The 20638-nt window shown below is 41.7% G+C and carries 19 protein-coding genes; 17 read left to right on the top strand and 2 right to left on the bottom strand.

What is annotated here, in order from left to right; genetic code table 11:
* Window positions 1-122 precede the first annotated feature (122 nt).
* The 10 genes from tarQ (at window position 123) to NYE49_RS18185 (ending at window position 12546) form a co-directional block, all read left to right on the top strand.
* Window positions 123-2027: a (poly)ribitol-phosphate teichoic acid beta-D-glucosyltransferase TarQ gene (gene tarQ, locus NYE49_RS18230; RefSeq protein ID WP_047183279.1), complete on the top strand. Its 1905-nt coding sequence runs from the start codon at window positions 123-125 to the stop codon at window positions 2025-2027.
* A 254-nt stretch (window positions 2028-2281) separates the two neighbouring features.
* On the top strand, window positions 2282-2941 hold the full coding sequence (locus NYE49_RS18225) for a sugar transferase (RefSeq protein ID WP_003242561.1): 660 nt from the start codon (window positions 2282-2284) through the stop codon (window positions 2939-2941).
* Window positions 2942-2996: 55 nt separating this feature from the next.
* Window positions 2997-4448 (top strand): MOP flippase family protein, encoded by a 1452-nt coding sequence (locus NYE49_RS18220; protein ID WP_342411029.1) that lies wholly within the window; start codon window positions 2997-2999, stop codon window positions 4446-4448.
* Window positions 4445-5614 carry a glycosyltransferase family 4 protein gene (locus tag NYE49_RS18215; RefSeq protein ID WP_219144694.1) on the top strand — a complete coding sequence of 390 codons (1170 nt, stop codon included), beginning with the start codon at window positions 4445-4447 and terminating at the stop codon, window positions 5612-5614. The genes NYE49_RS18220 and NYE49_RS18215 overlap by 4 nt, the downstream gene beginning before the upstream one ends.
* Window positions 5615-5675: 61 nt before the next feature.
* A complete protein-coding gene (gene tuaD / locus NYE49_RS18210) occupies window positions 5676-7061 on the top strand; it encodes a UDP-glucose 6-dehydrogenase TuaD (protein WP_014478137.1) in 1386 nt (461 codons plus the stop codon).
* An 84-nt stretch (window positions 7062-7145) separates the two neighbouring features.
* Complete coding sequence (tuaE, locus tag NYE49_RS18205; protein ID WP_342410580.1) at window positions 7146-8612, top strand: teichuronic acid biosynthesis protein TuaE; 1467 nt, start codon at window positions 7146-7148, stop codon at window positions 8610-8612.
* 28 nt (window positions 8613-8640) lie between these two features.
* On the top strand, window positions 8641-9321 hold the full coding sequence (locus tag NYE49_RS18200; protein ID WP_063334751.1) for a Wzz/FepE/Etk N-terminal domain-containing protein: 681 nt from the start codon (window positions 8641-8643) through the stop codon (window positions 9319-9321).
* Between the two features lie 23 nt (window positions 9322-9344).
* Complete coding sequence (locus tag NYE49_RS18195) at window positions 9345-10103, top strand: glycosyltransferase family 2 protein (protein WP_123373716.1); 759 nt, start codon at window positions 9345-9347, stop codon at window positions 10101-10103.
* Window positions 10104-10131: 28 nt separating this feature from the next.
* Window positions 10132-11325, top strand: a complete 1194-nt coding sequence (locus NYE49_RS18190; protein WP_342411028.1) for a glycosyltransferase family 1 protein — start codon at window positions 10132-10134, stop codon at window positions 11323-11325.
* Window positions 11326-11469: 144 nt separating this feature from the next.
* Window positions 11470-12546 carry an MraY family glycosyltransferase gene (locus NYE49_RS18185; protein WP_003227975.1) on the top strand — a complete coding sequence of 359 codons (1077 nt, stop codon included), beginning with the start codon at window positions 11470-11472 and terminating at the stop codon, window positions 12544-12546.
* Window positions 12547-12618: 72 nt separating this feature from the next.
* On the opposite strand, the gene tagV is transcribed toward NYE49_RS18185, so the two are convergent.
* Together tagV and NYE49_RS18175 are read right to left on the bottom strand one after the other, a co-directional pair.
* Window positions 12619-13791 carry a polyisoprenyl-teichoic acid--peptidoglycan teichoic acid transferase TagV gene (gene tagV, locus NYE49_RS18180; protein WP_123373717.1) on the bottom strand — a complete coding sequence of 391 codons (1173 nt, stop codon included), beginning with the start codon at window positions 13789-13791 and terminating at the stop codon, window positions 12619-12621.
* Entirely contained in the window at window positions 13791-14444 is a 654-nt protein-coding gene (locus NYE49_RS18175; protein ID WP_342410579.1) for a YigZ family protein, read from the bottom strand. The genes tagV and NYE49_RS18175 overlap by 1 nt, the downstream gene beginning before the upstream one ends.
* 216 nt (window positions 14445-14660) lie before the next feature.
* Here NYE49_RS18175 and degS point away from each other — a divergent pair, with 216 nt between their 5' ends.
* The 7 genes from degS (at window position 14661) to NYE49_RS18140 (ending at window position 20565) form a co-directional block, all read left to right on the top strand.
* On the top strand, window positions 14661-15818 hold the full coding sequence (degS, locus tag NYE49_RS18170) for a two-component sensor histidine kinase DegS (protein ID WP_003227983.1): 1158 nt from the start codon (window positions 14661-14663) through the stop codon (window positions 15816-15818).
* 82 nt (window positions 15819-15900) lie between these two features.
* Window positions 15901-16590 (top strand): two-component system response regulator DegU, encoded by a 690-nt coding sequence (degU, locus tag NYE49_RS18165; protein ID WP_003219701.1) that lies wholly within the window; start codon window positions 15901-15903, stop codon window positions 16588-16590.
* A 97-nt stretch (window positions 16591-16687) separates the two neighbouring features.
* Window positions 16688-17533, top strand: a complete 846-nt coding sequence (locus NYE49_RS18160; RefSeq protein ID WP_342410578.1) for a DegV family protein — start codon at window positions 16688-16690, stop codon at window positions 17531-17533.
* A gap of 105 nt (window positions 17534-17638) precedes the next feature.
* Window positions 17639-19030 carry an ATP-dependent helicase ComFA gene (gene comFA / locus NYE49_RS18155; protein WP_047183273.1) on the top strand — a complete coding sequence of 464 codons (1392 nt, stop codon included), beginning with the start codon at window positions 17639-17641 and terminating at the stop codon, window positions 19028-19030.
* Between the two features lie 59 nt (window positions 19031-19089).
* Complete coding sequence (gene comFB, locus NYE49_RS18150) at window positions 19090-19386, top strand: late competence protein ComFB (protein WP_015483764.1); 297 nt, start codon at window positions 19090-19092, stop codon at window positions 19384-19386.
* Complete coding sequence (comFC, locus tag NYE49_RS18145; RefSeq protein WP_047183272.1) at window positions 19350-20072, top strand: comF operon protein ComFC; 723 nt, start codon at window positions 19350-19352, stop codon at window positions 20070-20072. Before comFB ends, comFC begins: the two co-directional genes overlap by 37 nt.
* Window positions 20073-20145: 73 nt before the next feature.
* Window positions 20146-20565: a TIGR03826 family flagellar region protein gene (locus NYE49_RS18140; RefSeq protein ID WP_003227995.1), complete on the top strand. Its 420-nt coding sequence runs from the start codon at window positions 20146-20148 to the stop codon at window positions 20563-20565.
* The last annotated feature ends 73 nt before the right edge of the window (window positions 20566-20638 follow it).

The raw sequence follows: 20638 nt of genomic DNA, 5'->3' as shown, positions 1-20638 counted from the left end.
ACCACATATGCTATGTAAAAGTTTAACAAAATTTAAGGTTAGGCCTATTCTTATTGACAGATGTTTTTGATATAATTATCAGGCAAAAATATAACCGATCCATTAGGGTAGTGAGGTAATCGATGAAAATAAGCATTGTTATCCCTGTATATAATTCAGAAGATCTTATTTCCGAATGTCTTGATAGCTTAGTTAACCAAACGATGCCAAAAGAGGATTATGAGATTATATGTGTCGATGATAAATCTACGGATTCATCTTTAGACATTTTGAATCGATATAAAAAGAAATATGACAATATTGTTGTTGTTGAAAGAACCGTAAATTCAGGCGGTCCAGGTGCGCCGCGGAATGATGCAATAAAAATTGCCAAAGGTGAATACATCCTGTTTGTTGATTCCGATGACTATCTAGGCAATGAAGCATTGTTAAGATGGTACAATTTCTCAAGAGAGAATGATTCAGATATTACTTTAGGTAAGTTAAAAGGGATAAACGGCCGAGGTGTTCCCAAATCAATGTTTAAGGAAACAAACCCAGATGTTGATTTGGTTGATTCCAAAATTGTTTTCACATTGGGACCCCAAAAACTGTTTAAAGCCTCACTTTTAAAAGAAAATCAAATCATCTTCCCTACTCACATAAAAGCAGCGGAAGATCAAGTCTTCACAATGAACGCTTATTTAAAGGCAAAGAAGATTTCTGTTTCAGCTGACTATGATTATTACTATCTGGTCAAAAGAGACGGTGAACATATGAGTGTTGCTTATGTTCCCCCAGAGAACTTTTATGGAGCAATGGAAGATATTATTTCTGCTATCAAGGCTAGTGACCTGGAAGAAGGAAGAAAAATTAAACTGATGGCAGTATTTTTAAACAGGCATTTCGATTTTTCGCGGACAAAAAATGTCACAATAAAAATGAAGACCGATGAAGAAAGAGCTGAATGGTTTAAATATTTGTCTTCATTTATTCATGCAGTACCTGAAGAGGCTGATCAATTTGTGCTTCCGCATATCAAATTGCGTCTGCTGTTTATTCGGAATAATGATTTGCAGGGGTTAACCCAGTATGAGCGTGAGGAACAAGACATTAAAAAGTTCTGTGTTGTATATAACGGGGATTTAATTGCACGTTATCCGAGCTTAGAGCGATATCCAATTTCTGAAGAACTATTAAAAGTGAATTATAAAAATAAGCTTGAGCATTATCTGCAAAATATTGAATTTAACGATCGCAGCCTCAGCATTCAAGGAACCATTAAACACAAATTGGTTGATGATGAAATGAATCAAAATCAATCTCTGACAGGAGTATTTGTTCATCGCGATACAAAGGCGGAAAAATACATTGCGCCGGCTAAGTATGAAAATTCAACATTTACATTTGAGTGCAAGTTTGATGAACTGGCATCTGCAGAAGAAGATTTAGGCGTTTGGGATTTCTTTATTGAATCGTCGATAGACGGCTACAAATTAAGGGCGAGAATCGGAAACAAGCGTGCTGCGTATAAGTATTCTACAAAAACGATGTATTTAGGGCATAATGCTTTGTTTGTCTTCAGTGCAAGACCATATTTCACAATGAACTACGATAATCTTTCGATTGATATAAAGAAACATGCCTATACAGAAGCAGAACTTTCATATGAAACAGAATCAAAAGATTTATCATTTATTTTTAAAGATAAGCAAATCTGTTTGCCAAATCATTCAAAAATCATTGTGAATACCGGACAGTCTGAAATCTCATTACCGGTAAAACGTATAGAGTTAGAGCCTAATTGCACAAAATTGACGGTAAACGTGCAGAGTTTGCTTGAACAGCTAGTTCATGTAAAGAAAGAGCGATTAATTGAATTTGCGATAAATACTTCCCAAAATAAAATCAGTGCAAAAGTGGATAACCAAACAATTGTCCTGGACACACGGAACGTGGAACGAAAATCCATGTTATTCTTTAGTAAAATGGTTGAGGTTCAATACAAGCTGTTAACCTCTAAATCAAAGTTTTATTTTCAATATTAAATGCTTCTCAACGAAAAGAGACAAATCAGTAAAATGATTTGTCTCTTTTTTTAAATAATATGCTTAATTTTTAAATAATATGCTTAATTTTTAAAAAAAGTGTCTAAAACAATAAAAAGTTTACGGATAAATGTCAGAAAAAATAACAAATTCACACTTCTTAACATACCATTTACATCCAATTAACATCCGTCTGCTAAACTGACTGGCATAGGTCATCATAACATCCCAAACAAATCGTGAGGTGTGTGTCAGTGAGTGCAGAGAAAAGCATGAATGTGAGTCGTGAATTCTCAGTTCAGCAAATACATTCTTTTACATTATCTGAAAAGACGGCTCGTTATTTGGCAATAAAGCGCGTAATGGATATTTGGTTTGCGCTCATTGGGTTGGCGATTGCGCTGCCAATGATTGCGGTATTTTCAATATTGATTTGTTTGGAGACGCCGGGGCCTGCCATTTATACGCAGGAACGCGTAGGGAAAGGCGGGAAACCATTTAAGCTTTATAAGCTTCGTTCCATGAAAATAGATGCCGAGAAGTCTGGGGCGGTTTGGGCACAGAAGCAAGATCCGCGGGTGACAAGGATCGGAGCTTTTATCAGAAGAACGAGAATTGACGAACTTCCTCAGCTGTTTAATGTGCTGAAAGGCGATATGAGTATGATTGGCCCTCGTCCGGAACGGCCTGTATTTACGGAAAAATTCCAGAATGAGATTCCAGGCTTTACACAGCGTCTGGCTGTTAAACCGGGATTGAGCGGCTGGGCTCAAGTGAACGGCGGTTACGATATGACGCCGAAGGAAAAGCTGATATTTGATTTATATTACATTCGCAATCTGACTTTCACTTTAGAATTAAAAATTATGTTAAAAACTTGTAAAGTAGTTTGGACGGGTGATGGTGCAAGATAAAACAGAATGCCATTATTCACCATCAATCTGAGCTTAAAAAGAAGTAGGGAATATGATGCCAAGTATTACAAAACAAATCATGAGCGGTGCAAAGTGGACAAGTATTTCAACTATGTGTATTACAATCATACAAATTGTTCAGTTTGCCCTGCTTGGAAATATGATGACCTTAACAGAATTTGGGCTTGTCGGCATGATCACAACGGTTACAGTTTTCGCCCAGATTGTGCTCGATATGGGTTTTGGCGCAGCATTAATTCAGAGAGACGACGCGACGGAGCGCCAGCTGTCAACATTGTATTGGCTTAACATTATGACGGGCGTTTTGCTGTTTGTTCTTTTATATGTGAGCAGTCCTGTCATTGCGGGATTTTATCAAAGAGAAGAGCTGGTGTTTCTGGTTCGGATTCTGGCGATTATGTTTTTGATCGCGCCAATTGGACAGCAATATCAGTATATGCTGCAAAAGCAGCTGCATTTTAATACGTTAAGCAAAATAGAGATTTTTTCAAATGTATTGTCATTCGGATATTTAGCGATAGCGGTTTTTATGATGGATGCGATTTTGGCGTACGTGATTTCTCAAGTCCTGCTGCAGTCCAGTAAAGGGATTTTATATTGGGCTGTATACCGAAAAAAGTGGCATCCTGCTTTTGTTTTTGATTTGAGAGGCATGAAGGATTTCTTTTCTTTTGGAGCCTTTCAGCTTTCATCCCGTCTTGTGAACAGACTGGGAGCAAATATCGACATGATTTTGATCGGCCGGTTTATTGGTGCTGAAGCATTGGGGATTTATAACCTCGCTTATCAGATTGTCACCATTCCGGTTTTGAAGATCAATCCGATTGTCACACGGGTGGCATTCCCTGTTTTCGCAAAAAACAAATATGAAAACAGCGTGATCAGAGAAGGCTTTCTGAATATGACAAAAATGCTGGCGCTTGTTTCGTTTCCGCTGTTAATCGGGCTCGTGTCTGTGTCAGACGCCTTTATCACAGCGGTTTTCGGAGAAAAGTGGCTTGCTGCTGTTCCGATCCTGAATGTTCTGGCCATTGTCGGGATACTAAGAGTGCTCATGAATCCAAATGGATCTGTACTGCTGGCAAAAGGAAGAGCTGACTTAGCGTTTTATTGGGATTCCGGCGTACTGCTGCTGTACGGATTATCACTGTTTGCAGCTGTACAGACGGGAAGCCTGCTGACAGTCGCATGGGTGTATGCCATTATCAGCGTTGTTAATTTCCTTATTGGGCGCTGGCTTTTGGCATATGTCATCAAGCTTAACCTTTCGGCTTATTTCCAGTCGATTATGAAGCCATTTCTGATTACTGCGGCGATGGGCATCATCGCGTTTGGTGTAAGCCTCAGTACCGAACACTTCAGTCTGCAGGCAGAAATGCGGCTGGCCATTTCAGTTGCGGCCGGGGCGCTGTGCTATCTCTTTCTTTTGGTAAAAGCGTACCCTCAAACGAAAAGCAAACTACTAAGAAAAGGACGTTTGTCATGAAGATTTTGTGGATCACAAGCGTATATCCGAGCAGTATGAAACCCGGAGAGGGTGTGTTTCATGAGACACAGGTGCAAGAGCTGCAAAAACTCGGGCTTGATATCACTGTGATATGCCCACGGCCTTTTCATTCAGCACCTGTCCGCATGCTGAAAAAGACATATCGAAAAAAGGATGCCAGACCGGAGTATGAGATTAGAAAGGGGATACCGGTTTACCGGCCTTTCTATCGGGCAGTTCCCGGCCAGCTGAAGTGGGCGCAGCCTCATCGGAGAATCGCATCAGCCGTTTTAAAAACCATGAAACAGCGCGACCTATATCCGGATCTGATCCATGCGCATTTTGCCATGCCATCGGGCGGGGCTGCGGCAGTCGTGTCAGAGTCAGCGCAAATTCCTTATGTCCTGACCTTGCATGGCAGTGATGTGAATGTCTATCCGCATTACAGCAAAGGAGCGTTTAAAGCCTTCAAGCGTGCCGTAGGTTCTGCGTCAGTTGTTTTAGCAGTCAGCCACAAGCTTCAGGAAGAAGCCAAAAAGCTTTCGGGCTTTGACAGCTCGGTTTTGCCAATCGGCATACAGCTCAGCCGCTTTCAGGAGAATGAGGAGACGAAAGAGGAAATCAGAAAAAGACTCGGACTCCCGCTCGATCAGCGTCTGGCTGTCTATGTCGGCCGGCTGGTCAGAGAGAAAGGCATTTTTGAACTGTCTGAAGCGATAGAATCGCTGCAGGACTCTCCTAAGGCAGTCTTTGTCGGGGATGGTCCCGCAAAATCGACGCTGACGCAGAAGGGGCATATCGTCACAGGCCAAGTGCCGAATCATCAGGTAAGAGACTATTTACTTGCGGCAGATCTATTTGTACTTCCTTCTTACAGTGAGGGGATGCCGACTGTTGTGATTGAGGCGCTGGCGCTAAGGGTTCCTGTTATTTGTACGGATGTTGGCGGAGTGTCGTCTTTATTCGGAAAGCACCAACATCTGCTGATTAAACCGAAATCCGCTCAAGCCTTGGCAGAAGCGATCACTCGGTACGAACATGAGCAAATATGGAAGCCGGAAGTAGCAGATGACTTGTATGAAACCGTGCAGGCTCAATTTGACGCAGGAAAAAACGCCAAGGCCTTGCATCATCAGTATCAGACGGTCACGAAAACTTCCGTTTAATCGTAAGACACTGCGACCAATATAAATAGGAAGATCATTTTACAGGAGAGGGTTGAGCGCTGTGAAAAAAATAGCTGTCATTGGAACAGGTTATGTAGGACTCGTATCAGGCACTTGCTTTGCGGAGATCGGCAATAAAGTTGTTTGCTGTGATATCGATGAATCAAAAATCAGAAGTCTGAAAAATGGGGTAATCCCAATCTATGAACCAGGGCTTGCAGACTTAGTTGAAAAAAATGTGCTGGATCAGCGCTTGACCTTTACGAACGATATCCCGTCTGCCATTCGGGCCTCAGATATTATTTATATTGCAGTCGGAACGCCTATGTCCAAAACAGGTGAAGCTGATTTAACGTACGTCAAAGCGGCGGCGAAAACAATCGGTGAGCATCTTAACGGCTACAAAGTGATCGTAAATAAAAGCACAGTCCCGGTTGGAACAGGGAAACTGGTGCAATCTATCGTTCAAAAAGCCTCAAAGGGTAGATACTCATTTGATGTTGTATCTAACCCTGAATTCCTTCGGGAAGGGTCAGCGATTCATGACACGATGAATATGGAGCGTGCCGTGATTGGTTCAACAAGTCATAAAGCCGCTGCCATCATTGAGGAACTTCATCAGCCATTCCATGCTCCTGTCATTAAAACAAACCTAGAAAGTGCAGAAATGATTAAATACGCCGCGAATGCATTTCTGGCGACAAAGATTTCCTTTATCAACGATATCGCAAACATTTGTGAGCGAGTCGGCGCAGACGTTTCAAAAGTTGCTGATGGTGTTGGTCTTGACAGCCGTATCGGCAGAAAGTTCCTTAAAGCGGGTATTGGATTCGGCGGTTCATGTTTTCCAAAGGATACAACCGCGCTGCTTCAAATCGCAAAATCGGCAGGCTATCCATTCAAGCTCATCGAAGCTGTCATTGAAACGAACGAAAAGCAGCGTGTTCATATTGTAGATAAACTTTTGACTGTTATGGGAAGCGTCAAAGGGAGAACCATTTCAGTCCTGGGATTAGCCTTCAAACCGAATACGAACGATGTGAGATCCGCTCCAGCGCTTGATATTATCCCCATGCTGCAGCAGCTGGGCGCCCATGTAAAAGCATACGATCCGATTGCTATTCCTGAAGCTTCAGCGATCCTTGGCGAACAGGTCGAGTATTACACAGATGTGTATGCTGCGATTGAAGACACTGATGCATGCCTGATTTTAACGGATTGGCCGGAAGTGAAAGAAATGGAGCTTGTAAAAGTGAAAACCCTCTTAAAACAGCCAGTCATCATTGACGGCAGAAATTTATTTTCACTTGAAGAGATGCAGGCAGCCGGATACATTTATCACTCTATCGGCCGTCCCGCTGTTAGGGGAACGGAACCCTCTGACAAGTATTTTCCGGGCTTGCCGCTTGAAGAATTGGCTAAAGACTTGGGAAGCGTCAATTTATAAAAAGAAAAAGTGTTACTTGGTTGAAGCTGCCGGCTGCTAGGCTCGGTCGCCGGCTCCTGAAACATCAGGAAAGGGGTTAAACATGTGAGTATCAAACGATCAGCGGTCCATACGCTAGCGTTACTGGCCGCTGCTATATTTGGAGTCGTCCTATTGCTGGGAGCCATCCACAAAGATATAGGTTTCATGCAGATGGCTGTTGTGCTTGCGGTGTTGGCAATTGGCCTGTTTTTACTGACGCTTGCAACCGCATTTACAACAAAAGAACGGCTCTTTATGGCTGTAATCTATATTTTGATCGCCTGCACTTTTTTAAATAATGCATTTTTCGCTATACATCTTGGATTTTTCAGTTTGTTCCTTTACCGGCTTCTGCTCATTGCAGCGGGTTGCCTTCATATTTTCGGCATGGTTCGGAATCGAACCCATATTGAAAGATGGCATGGGCTGCAAGTAAAAGGGATATTGCTCTTTTTCGCCTTTTGGTTTATATATGGCCTTGTTTCTCTGCTGTGGGCCAAGTCGGTAACAGTTGGCCTCAAGTATTTAGCCTTATTGGCAATGGGAATTTTCTTCATTTATCTTATTGTCATGTACGTGCAAAAAATGGAGCGGCTGATGATTGTTTATGCCATTTGGCTGGTGATGACGGTATTTCTGATGATCATTGGTTTTTACAATCATATCACCCACCATCATCTTGCGAGTTCCACATTGTACAGCGGACCGGAGTATAAGCAGCATTATCCGACATCGGTCTTTTTTAATCAAAATGACTTTGCGACCTTTTTATCCATCAGCTTCTTTTTTTACATCACGATGATGAAAAACATTAAGAATGGATACATCAAGGCGGTTGGCCTTGTGCTCTCGCTCTGTGCGTTGTATTTAATTTTTGCTACTGGTTCAAGAGCCAGCCTTCTGGGGATTTTTGCAGGTATTGCTGTCTACATCTTCATTGTATTGCCGCCTGTTTTAAAGAAAATGGCTATATGGCTGTCGGCGGCGGGAATTGCTCTTTTCGCAGTTCTTTTCGCCAGCAAAATCTATTCAAAGTTTTGGGGGCTGTTTCTGGCCCCGCAGACGCTACATTCATTTCATGACAGACTTCCATCAAATGTGGCTCGGGCAAATCTGCTGAAAAACGCTTGGCATTTTTTCCTTGATTCATACGGATTCGGAGTCGGAGCAGGAAATGTATCCTATTATCTTGAGCATTATGCTGTATATGATACTGACAATGTGGCAGAGGTGCATAACTGGCTTGTTGAAATTCTTGCTAATTTTGGCTTGTTCATCATGCTGGGATATCTGTCCGTTTATGCCTACCTCATATGGGTGCTTTACAAGTTTTATGAAAGAAAATTAGAAAATCAGTCAAAACTGATCACAGAAGGACTTATTACCGCTATGGTCAGTTTCCTGGTATCAAGTATCAGCCCAAGCTCTGTTTCAAATTTATTTTTCCATTGGGTGTTTATGGCGCTCGTCATCGCCGCCGTGAATGTGTTAAGGCGATCCAGACAAATGCCTGAGCCGATGTACAGATAAACAGACTACAAAAAGCAGGGAGACTTATATGAACGATATATTGATAAGAATAGCCCGTCGCATAAAAAAAAATATCATTTGGATCATAGCGGTGCCAATTATATTAGGTGCGGCGGGGTATATCCTGCCGTCACAGATCGCTGATCAAAAGAGCTATACAGCTGAAGATACTTTGGCTGTGGGGAGCTATGATCATCCGGTTTATAACAGCACAGAAGAGATTCCGCTACTGCTAAAGAGCGACTCTTTTTTGAAGGAGGCGCTTCCTGATGAAAAGGATGAAGATGTAGCAGAAATCAAAGAGAAGCTTACAATCAAAACGGAATCCAAATCGTTACTGACTTTAAGCTATAGCGACGAGGATAAGGATCGAACGGAATCTATCTTAAACGCCATATCCTCCACCTTCCTCAAAAACGATCAAAAGCTGTATGCAGAAAGAGAAGCCGTCATCCGCAGCAGCATAGACGCGCTTGAAGGCGAGTCGGTGAGTGAGGATTCCAAAGTGGATAAAGAGAGATTTTTATATGAGCTCAAAAACACACAGCTTAACCTGAAAGCGGCAAGTGTTACTGATTCCGAAACCGTAAGTGAGACAGCAGGCGGCGGAATGTCTCCGAAAAAGAAAGCAGTTCTCGGTGTTATGATTGGCCTTACGATTGCCTTTATGTTCGTTGTCATTCCTGAATTTTTCAGGGAATCCTTTTAAAATCATACGATGGAGATGTGATCATGACCAATTGGAAACCTCTCGTATCTGTCATTACACCTTCCTATAATGCGCGTGACTATATTGAAGACACGGTTCATTCGGTATTAGATCAGAGCCATCCTCATTGGGAAATGATTATCGTGGATGATTGCTCAACGGATGGGACCCGCGATATTTTACAGCAGTATGAAAAAATAGACAAAAGAATTCATGTGGTGTATTTGGAAGAGAACTCCGGAGCTGCGGTTGCTCGCAACAAAGCGTTGGAACGCGCTCAAGGGCGCTACGTAGCTTTTTTGGACAGTGATGACAAATGGAAAAAAGACAAACTGGAAAAGCAGCTTGAGTTTATGATGGAGCGCTCCTGTGCGTTTTCTTTCACGGGCTACAGCTTAATGGCGCAGGATGGGACCCCGCTCGATAAATTTATTCATGCGCCGGAAAGCCTGACGTACGATGACGCCCTGAAAAATACAATTATCGGCTGCTTGACGGTGATGATTGACAGGGAGCAAACGGGACAGATCCAAATGCCGAATATCAGAACGAGACAGGACTTAGCCACATGGCTGTCTCTTTTAAAAAAAGGATTTACTGCCTATGGAATGAATGAATGCCTGGCTGAATATCGGCTTGTCAATAACTCAATTTCCAGCAACAAATGGAAGGCTGCGAAAAAAACGTGGTTTGTCTACAGGGAGATCGAACGGCTTCATTTTATGAAAGCAACATGGTGTTTTGTTCAATATGCAAAAAACGCGGTGAAAAAAAGATTATAGCCGCAAACAGAGAGAAAAGGTGATGAAGGTGGAAACAAAAGAAGCAATCATTCATGTCATCGTTGCCACTGCTGAATGGGGAAAAGACCAATTGAGATACAGAAGGCACAGGCTGGCAGAATTTTTAGCTGCTCAGGAGGAAACGAAGGAAGTTATTTGGGTATGTCCGGCTCCGCGTGCCCAAGGGAAAGAGTTTCAGGAAGTCCATTCTGGCATCAGGCAATTCGCTGTCAAAGACCTGCTGCAGAAAAAAATGTTTCGTTTCGGACGATATACCGATGTCTTTTACAGACATAAGCTCTCCCCATTACTCGATGAGCTTACACCTGCTTCTGCAAACGGTGAACGCTGCTGTTTATGGTACACGTTTCCCGGATTCCCGCTGCTGTCTTCGCTGTATCCTTGGGATCAGGTCATTTATGACTGCAGTGACTTATGGGCGGCGCCGATCAGCGGCCGATCAAATCTGCTGTCTGAATTCCGGCGAAAAGTCATTAAATCGGCAGAGCTGAGAATTATACAACGAGCAGATTCAATAACCTGTTCATCAGATTATCTTCACAAGGAAGTAGACAAAAAACTGACGGCAGGACGAGAAAAGGTTCATACTGTGGAAAACGGTGTGGAGTATGAGCTGTTTTCTGCAAATAAACAAGCTCCCGATCGCAGTATACTGCAGGGGAGAGAAGGAACAGTGTTAGGTTTTATCGGCGGAATTAAACCGAAGCTCGATTTTAAAATGATTGAAGAAGCCGCCCTGCAAAAGCCTGATTGGACATTTTTATGGGTTGGCCCGGATGCCACCAATGGTGACGTTTCATTTCAAGAGCTGCTGAGGCTTCCCAATGTCATATGGACCGGTCCGGCAGATCCAAAAGAAGTGCCTCATTATATGGAGCTTATCGACATTGGCATCATGCCTTATAAAAAATCATCGTATAATCAAGCTGTGTTTCCGCTGAAACTATTTGAATTTTTAGCGGCAGGAAAACCTGTCGTCGGCTCTAATCTCCCGTCAACCTCAAAAATGCAAAAGCCGTATGTATACGAATATGTAGAAGGTGATCATCCAATTGAATTTATAGCAGCTTGTGAAAAAGTTCTCGGACAAAACGGAGACGAAACCTATAAAGAAATGCGCCGAAACATCGCTCGCACACAAGATTGGAATTGCTTATTTAGACAAATTATGAAATATACAGGGATTCAAAAACATGCGTAGTCCTATAAATTGGGATGCGCGTTTTTTGATTATACGTGTTTCTTTTTGATGAAGCTTGTTATAATAACTAAGGAGAAGGTATAATGGAAGGAACGGTTCTCTATATAAATAAAGACTTCATTTAATTCCAAAGGAGACTTCTTTATGCTTGACGAACGCATGATTCGCATTGTTGTTGCGTTTATTGTCTCGCTGCTGACAGTTTTAATCATAACCCCAATCGTAAAAAGGATTGCGATTAAAATAGGTGCAGTTGACCAGCCCAGCAATCGAAAAGTACATGACAAAATCATGCCCCGCATGGGCGGGCTGGCCATATTTATCGGGGTGGTTGCAGGCGTGCTTGCATCCGGTATTTACACAGAAACAAGGATGACGGCAATTACAGTCGGAGCATTCATCATTATTGTGTTAGGTATTCTTGACGATAAATATCAATTAAGTGCAAAAGTTAAGTTTTTGATTCAATTAGGTGTAGCCATTATGATTGTAAGCACCGGCTTAAAAATGGACTTTTTCTCAGTACCTTTTTTAACAGAACGATTTGAGTTAGGATGGATGGCTTATCCGCTGACGGTATTATGGATTGTCGGCATCACGAACGCAATTAACCTGATTGATGGATTGGATGGCCTTGCTGCCGGTCTTTCTGTTATCGGCCTGTCAACGATCGCTGTCATGGCGCTATCCGGCGGAAAAGTGCTCATTCTGTCACTCTCATTAGTCGTTATTGCCAGCACGCTGGGGTTTTTGTTTTACAACTTCCATCCGGCAAAAATCTTTATGGGAGATACGGGATCACTGTTTTTAGGGTATAGTATTTCGATTCTTTCATTATTAGGCCTGTATAAAAGTGTCACATTGTTCAGTATCGTTATCCCGATTATTATATTAGGCGTACCGATTTTTGATACAACTTTTGCTATCATCAGGAGAATATTAAACAAACAGCCGATTTCAGCGCCTGATAAATCGCATATTCACCATAGACTGATGGCCTTTGGCCTTTCACATCGGATGTCGGTCTTAGTTATTTATTTAATTGGATTTATTTTCAGTATCAGTGCGATTGTACTTAAAAGTGCCACAATTTGGCTTTCTTTGTTTATTATCTTCATTTTAATTATTTTTATGCAAATCATAGCAGAAGTGACAGGGCTCGTGAATGAAAAATTTAAGCCGTTTACAAAGTTTTATAAACGGCTGGTGAAAAGGAATTAAAAATTCCGGCTTATGTGCCGGAGTTTTTTTCTGCGCAAAAATGCCCAATCCTCTAAAAGGACCGGGCATTTTTTAATAGGATGAATCAGTTGTTGAATTCGTTGTACTGTTTGAGCTTGTGCTGCTGTCATTCGAATAGCTGCTTTCGCTCGTCGTCCCGTCAGTTGTTGTTCCAGTGCTGCCAGAACTGCTTGAGCTGTCAGTTCCGTCTGTTGAACTTCCGGTACCGGAAGTTCCAGTGCTTGTATCAGGAGTATAATCTAAATGCTCTTGAAGCGTTTTTCTGACTTTCTCGAGATTTGTAGCATCAGGTTCAAAGTAATATGTGTTGTTAGGCCCTAAATACAAATCAGAACCTGTAATGCTCAATGTGTCGATTTTTTTGCTGGTAAAGCCGCTGTAAATCTGCTGAAGCGCTAAACCTTCAGTAATGCGAATATTGGTTTCAACGTTTTCGCTGGCTTTTTCTGCGATTTTATCAATTTTAGCAATGTTGCTTGCACTTGACATTCGGTCAATCAGCGCGTTTAAGATTTGTTTTTGTCTGTCATTACGGCCAAAGTCTCCGCGTTTATCCTGTTTTCTCATCCGGGCATATGCCAAGGCTTCTTCGCCGTTTAAATGCATCTCGCCTTTTTTGAAGTAAATCCGTTTGCTTTCGTCTACATCACTTTTTTCATCGAAATCGAAAGGCACGTCTACATCAATACCGCCGACTTCATTAATCACATCTTTAAATCCGTCAAAATCAACTGTGACATATTTATCGATCGGGATTTGCAAGAAGTTTTCAACAGTTTCAACTGTTTCATCTTTACCGCCTTTGCTGTAAGCGGCATTGATCTTCGTCTTGCTTCCAGTTGTGTCACCGGCTAATTGCACACGTGTGTCACGCGGAATGCTCAGCATTTTCATGGTTTTATTTTTGGGATCAAGGGTAACAACAATAAGAGAGTCTGATCTCCCTTTTTGTCCTTTAGTCGCGTAATCCTCTATTCCCATAAATAAAATAGAAAACGGTTTTTTCTTCATGTCTACAACTTCGTTGCGAAGATTTGATTTATTCCCGCGGGATAGGGCATCGTATGATTCATCCGCAGCGTTAATGGTTTTATAAAGTTTATACCCGCCAAGCCCTACAACTACCAATAATGCAAGGGCGAACAATAACATAATTCTTTTTAAAATTTTCCTGCGTTTGCTCTTTTTCTTTTTTCGCACACGCACTCTAACGCGTTCAGCCATTATTCAGTCTCCTTTATGTGATTGACGGCTTTTTCAAGATACGTCAACTCTCCCTCTTTAATATCACTCTTTCCATTTGTCAGTTCTGTCATCCATTCAGAAAAAGCGTTTGTTTCTTTTTCTTCGACGTATGTTTCGAATTCAACATTTTCTGAATAATGGATTTCCTTTAACAGAAATTGTGACTCCCTTAATTCATTTTCAATCTTGCCAAGCCATGTGTAATCTGCGGAGGTATGCATGATTCGCATAAGCTTCCGTTCTGCAACACCTATATGATTTAATCCTTCAGACACTGATTTCCCATAAGCGCGAATTAATCCGCCAGCCCCAAGCTTAATGCCTCCGAAGTAGCGTGTAACGACGGCGCAAGTATCCTTCAGTTTGCGTTTTTTTAAAACCTCGAGCATCGGCACTCCCGCTGTACCGCTTGGTTCCCCGTCATCATTGGCTTTTTGGATATGATCATTCTCGCCAATAACATAAGCCGAGCAATTATGAGTCGCATTCCAGTGCTGTTTCTTTATTTTCTGTATAAATTCCTGTGCCTCTTGTTCGGTAGAAACACGGCTTAAATGACAGATAAAACGCGATTTTTCTATAACAATCTCGTGTTCTCCTGCTTCTTTCACAGTAAAATAGCTGTGCAGCATGCTAGCTGACCCTCCTGCTAAGCATAAAAGACTGCCTATACAAATTCGTACAGTCTTTAGAATTTTTGTGCGTATTTTGGTATCATAAAGAGTAGATAGTATATAAAAATGTTTTTTTCTAGAATATACGCATTCTTTCATTATAATTCGACATAATTTGCAGATCAATTACATTTATAATAAAAATATATGACAACGCCGTGACGGAGGGAAATTATGAATAAAACAAAGATGGATTCCAAAGTGCTGGATTCTATTTTGATGAAGATGCTGAAAACCGTTGACGGGAGCAAGGACGAGGTTTTTCAAATCGGGGAGCAGTCACGCCAGCAGTATGAACAGCTGGTCGAAGAACTGAAACAAATTAAACAGCAGGTGTATGAAGTGATCGAGCTTGGCGATAAACTTGAAGTGCAAACCCGCCATGCGAGAAACCGTTTATCCGAGGTCAGCCGTAATTTTCATAGATTCAGTGAAGAGGAAATCCGCAATGCTTATGAAAAAGCCCATAAGCTGCAGGTAGAATTGACGATGATCCAGCAACGTGAGAAGCAATTGCGCGAACGGCGGGACGATTTGGAGCGCAGATTGCTAGGGCTTCAGGAAATCATTGAGCGGTCAGAATCATTAGTAAGCCAAATTACAGTTGTACTCAACTACTTGAATCAGGATTTGCGCGAAGTTGGACTGCTTCTTGCTGATGCTCAGGCAAAACAGGATTTCGGCTTAAGAATTATTGAGGCGCAGGAAGAAGAGCGAAAAAGAGTCTCAAGAGAAATCCATGACGGACCCGCTCAAATGCTGGCGAATGTTATGATGAGATCGGAATTAATCGAGCGGATTTTCCGTGACCGGGGCGCAGAGGACGGATTCCAAGAAATTAAAAATCTCCGCCAAAATGTTCGGAATGCCCTTTACGAAGTGAGAAGGATTATATATGATTTAAGACCGATGGCCCTTGATGACCTAGGCCTGATTCCAACTTTAAGAAAATATCTATATACAACCGAGGAATATAACGGGAAGGTCAAAATACATTTTCAGTGCATTGGAGAAACAGAGGATCAGAGGCTAGCGCCTCAGTTTGAGGTTGCGCTCTTCAGGCTCGCACAGGAAGCTGTGTCTAATGCGCTAAAGCATTCTGAATCTGAAGAAATTACAGTCAAAGTTGAGATCACAAAGGATTTTGTGATTTTAATGATAAAAGATAACGGTAAAGGGTTCGACCTGAAGGAAGCGAAAGAGAAGAAAAACAAATCATTCGGCTTGCTGGGCATGAAAGAAAGAGTAGATTTATTGGAAGGAACGATGACAATAGATTCGAAAATAGGTCTTGGGACATTTATTATGATTAAGGTTCCGTTATCTCTTTGACTATGATTTGTAAAATAGAGCCAAAAGGCATATTGACCGAATGCTAGAGTATATAGAACAATAATACAAGGAGGCGTGGCTTGTGACTAAAGTAAACATTGTTATTATCGACGACCATCAGTTATTTCGTGAAGGTGTTAAACGGATATTGGATTTTGAACCTACCTTTGAAGTGGTAGCCGAAGGTGATGACGGAGACGAAGCGGCTCGTATTGTTGAGCACTATCATCCTGATGTTGTGATCATGGATATCAATATGCCAAACGTAAATGGTGTGGAAGCTACAAAACAGCTTGTAGAGCTGTATCCTGAATCTAAAGTAATTATTCTATCAATTCACGATGACGAAAATTATGTAACGCATGCCCTGAAAACAGGTGCAAGGGGTTATCTGCTGAAAGAGATGGATGCTGATACATTAATTGAAGCGGTTAAAGTAGTGGCTGAGGGCGGATCTTACCTCCATCCGAAGGTTACTCACAACCTCGTTAACGAATTCCGCCGCCTTGCAACAAGCGGAGTTTCGGCACACCCTCAACATGAGGTTTACCCTGAAATCCGCAGACCATTACATATTTTAACTAGGCGGGAATGTGAAGTGCTGCAGATGCTTGCAGACGGAAAAAGCAACCGCGGTATTGGTGAATCATTGTTTATCAGTGAGAAAACCGTTAAAAACCATGTCAGCAATATTTTACAAAAAATGAATGTAAACGACCGGACGCAGGCCGTTGTGGTCGCCATTAAAAATGGCTGGGTAGAAATGAGATAGTATAATAGGAGACTTGCCTTTTTCTAGGCAGGTCTTTTTTTAGGCTGCCGTTTCCCTTACAATAGAGTTATAAAGCAATAAGGCAGGTATCGAAGCTATGAATATTGCAGTCGTAACAGACAGCACGGCATATATTCCGAAAGAAATGCGTGAACAACATCAGATACATATGATCCCTCTCCAGGTTGTTTTTGGGGAGGAGACTTACCGTGAAGAAATTGAGTTGGACTGGAAAAGCTTTTACGAAGAAGTGAAAAAACATAATGAGCTCCCGACGACTTCTCAGCCGCCAATCGGCGAGCTGGTTGCGTTGTATGAAGAGCTTGGCAAGTCTTATGATGCGGTTATCAGTATCCATCTTTCCAGCGGGATCAGCGGAACATTCAGCAGTGCAGCAGCGGCTGATTCGATGGTCGCCAATATTGATGTGTATCCATTTGACTCAGAGATCAGCTGCTTGGCTCAAGGCTTTTATGCTCTTAAAGCTGCTGAATTAATCAAAAACGGAGCATCATCGCCGGAAGATATTATAAAAGAACTGGAAGAAATGAAAAAAACAGTTCGAGCTTATTTTATGGTAGATGACTTAGCTCATCTTCAGCGCGGCGGGCGATTAAGCAGCGCCCAAGCCTTCATTGGTAGTCTTCTAAAGGTAAAGCCTATCCTTCATTTTGACAATAAGGTAATTATGCCTTTTGAGAAGATTCGCACACGTAAAAAAGCAATTTCGCGTATTTATGAGCTTTTAGACGAAGATGCGAGTAAAGGGTTGCCTATGCGAGCTGCTGTTATCCACGCTAATCGAGAGGAAGAAGCAGCGAAAATCATTGAAGAGCTTTCTGCAAAATATCCTCATGTTGAATTTTATAACAGCTATTTTGGCGCGGTAATCGGCACTCATTTGGGTGAAGGTGCGTTAGGAATTTGCTGGTGTTTTAAATAATGTAAAATCTCCGTTTTTTAGAGCGGAGATTTTTTATATTCTTATTTTAATAGTTGGACAGAAAATATTCATTCAGGCATACTGTCTCGAAAGGAGGCGTGCTATGTGAATGTGCCAGTTGAAAAAAACAGTTCCTTTTCAAAAGAATTGCAGCAGACGCTTCGGAGCCGTCATTTGCTCAGGACTGAACTCTCATTTTCCGATGAGATGATTGAATGGCATATCAAGAATGGATATATCACTGCTGAAAATTCTATATCCATAAATAAACGGGGATATAGATGTAATAGGTGCGGCCAAACTGATCAGCGGTATTTTTCTTTTTATCACTCATCTGGAAAGAATAAGCTGTATTGCCGTTCCTGTGTCATGATGGGCAGAGTGAGTGAGGAGGTTCCTTTATATTCATGGGAAGAGGAAAATGAACCAAACTGGAAGTCAATTAAACTGACATGGGATGGCAAGCTTTCAAGCGGACAACAAAAAGCCGCCAATGTATTAATTGAAGCAATATCAAAAAAAGAAGAGCTCCTCATCTGGGCGGTTTGCGGCGCTGGCAAAACAGAAATGCTGTTTCCTGGTATTGAATCAGCGTTAAATCAAGGACTGCGTGTATGTATTGCAACACCTCGCACCGATGTTGTATTAGAGCTTGCTCCAAGACTCAAGGCTGCCTTTCAGGGTGCTGACATTTCAGCGCTTTACGGAGGAAGCGATGACAAAGGGCGGCTATCTCCGCTTATGATTTCCACTACGCATCAGCTTTTGCGATATAAAGATGCAATCGATGTTATGATCATTGATGAAGTTGACGCTTTTCCATATTCTGCTGATCAAACCCTTCAATTCGCTGTTCAAAAAGCAAGAAAAAAAAACAGCACCCTCGTTTATTTAAGTGCAACACCTCCTAAAGAATTAAAAAGAAAAGCACTGAACGGACAGTTACATTCAGTTCGCATCCCCGCAAGACACCACCGGAAACCTTTACCCGAACCGCGCTTTGTATGGTGTGGAAACTGGAAGAAGAAATTAAACCGAAATAAAATTCCGCCAGCGGTGAAAAGATGGATAGAGTTTCATGTAAAAGAAGGGAGGCCTGTTTTTTTATTCGTTCCTTCCGTTTCTATTCTGGAAAAGGCTGCTGCGTGCTTTAGAGGTGTTCATTGCCGAACCGCATCTGTGCACGCGGAAGACAAGCATAGAAAGGAGAAAGTGCAGCAATTCAGAGATGGTCAGCTCGATCTATTAATCACAACAACAATACTGGAAAGAGGCGTCACAGTCCCCAAGGTGCAAACGGGTGTACTAGGAGCGGAATCACCTATCTTTACGGAAAGCGCACTTGTTCAAATTGCAGGAAGAACCGGCCGGCATAAAGAATATGCGGACGGCGATGTCATTTTCTTTCACTTCGGCAAAACAAAGAGTATGCTCGATGCAAGAAAGCATATAAAAGAAATGAATGAATTGGCAGCAAAAGTTGAATGTACAGACTAGCCATTATTTGAAAACGTGGTACAGTATACTCATATAACCGATGATGAGGAGCTGTAAAAATGCTTGTCAATTCAAAAGAAATCGTAATGAAAGAACTGCTCGACCGATATATGGACCAGCTTCATATGGCCTGTACTTGCCAAGTATGCCAAAACGATGTATTGGCACTTTCTTTAAACAAAGTGAGTCCATCCTACGTTACTGATCTTAAAAAGATCGCATATACGAAAGCTGAGCTGGTAGATAAACAAAAAAACACAGCAATGCTTGTCATTTTGGCTGAATCTGCTGCTGTAGTTTCAGAGAGTCCAAGCGATTTATGTCAAACGAAGCAGGAGGAGGCATTCATAAACTGATCTGTTTATTATGTGATTCGCAATTTTCTCAAGATGTTACATGGAGAGCCCTTTTTTTATTAAAGCCTGATGAAAAGGTTTGTTATTCTTGTAGAAGCAAATTAAATAAAATCACAGGACATATTTGCACTCTGTGCGGCAGACCTCAATCTGTTCATGCCGTATGCAGGGATTGCGAGGTGTGGAGAACAAGGATTAGAGACAGTTTGCTATTGCGTCAAAACCGTTCAGTTTACACATATAATGATATGATGAAAGAAACGCTCTCCCGTTTTAAATTTAGAGGAGATGCAGAAATCATAAATGCATTTAAAAGTGATTTTTCTTTAACCTTTTCTAAGGTTTACCCCGATAAGCATTTTGTTCTTGTACCTATTCCGCTGAGCAAGGAACGGGAAGAAGAGCGCGGATTTAACCAGGCACAGCTCTTGGCAGAATGTTTAGACCGGCCTTCCCACCATCCCCTCATTCGCCTGAATAATGAGAAACAGTCAAAGAAAAAGAAAACAGAACGCCTGCTGTCAGAGCGCATTTTTGACACAAAAAATAATTCAACAGAAGGTATGAATATCATTTTAATAGACGATCTTTATACAACAGGCGCCACCTTGCACTTCGCAGCCCGCTGCTTATTAGAAAAAGGAAACGCCGCTTCAGTGTCATCTTTTACCTTGATCAGAAGCTAAATGATTCTGTTTTTATGCCGATATAATCACTAGAAATTGACAAAGGCATATTATTGAATAAGGAGAAAAAAAGATGGGAGAACTGGCGAATTGTCCGAAATGCAATGCTTTATTTTTAAAAACAAAGCTGCAAACCGTATGTCAGGCGTGTATTAAGGAAGAAGAAAAATCATTTGAGACTGTCTATAAATTTTTAAGAAAACAGGAAAATCGGCAATCAACTTTGAGCCGGATAACTGAGGAAACAGGTGTGGAAGAAGAGCTGATATTGAAATTCATCAGGCAGAAGCGAATTCAGATCACTCATCTTCCTAATTTGGCATACCCTTGTGAAAGGTGCGGGACATCGATTAGAGAAGGCAAGTTCTGCAAGGCTTGCCAGTCCGATATTAAGGATCAAATGGATCATTTGAACCACGAGGATGCTCTGAAAATCGAGAAAGAAAATAGTAAAAAAGACACATACTATGCCTATAATACCAAAAACAGCTGATTCCCTAAACTAACTGAAAACGCAGTCGATAAAAGGGTTAAGATTGTTTAAAGACTGCAACGGAAAGCGAGAG

Source organism: Bacillus sp. FSL L8-0358 (genome assembly GCF_038593095.1).
Taxonomy (GTDB): Bacteria; Bacillota; Bacilli; order Bacillales; family Bacillaceae; genus Bacillus; species Bacillus subtilis.
This window is presented reverse-complemented; position numbering and strand designations above follow the sequence as displayed.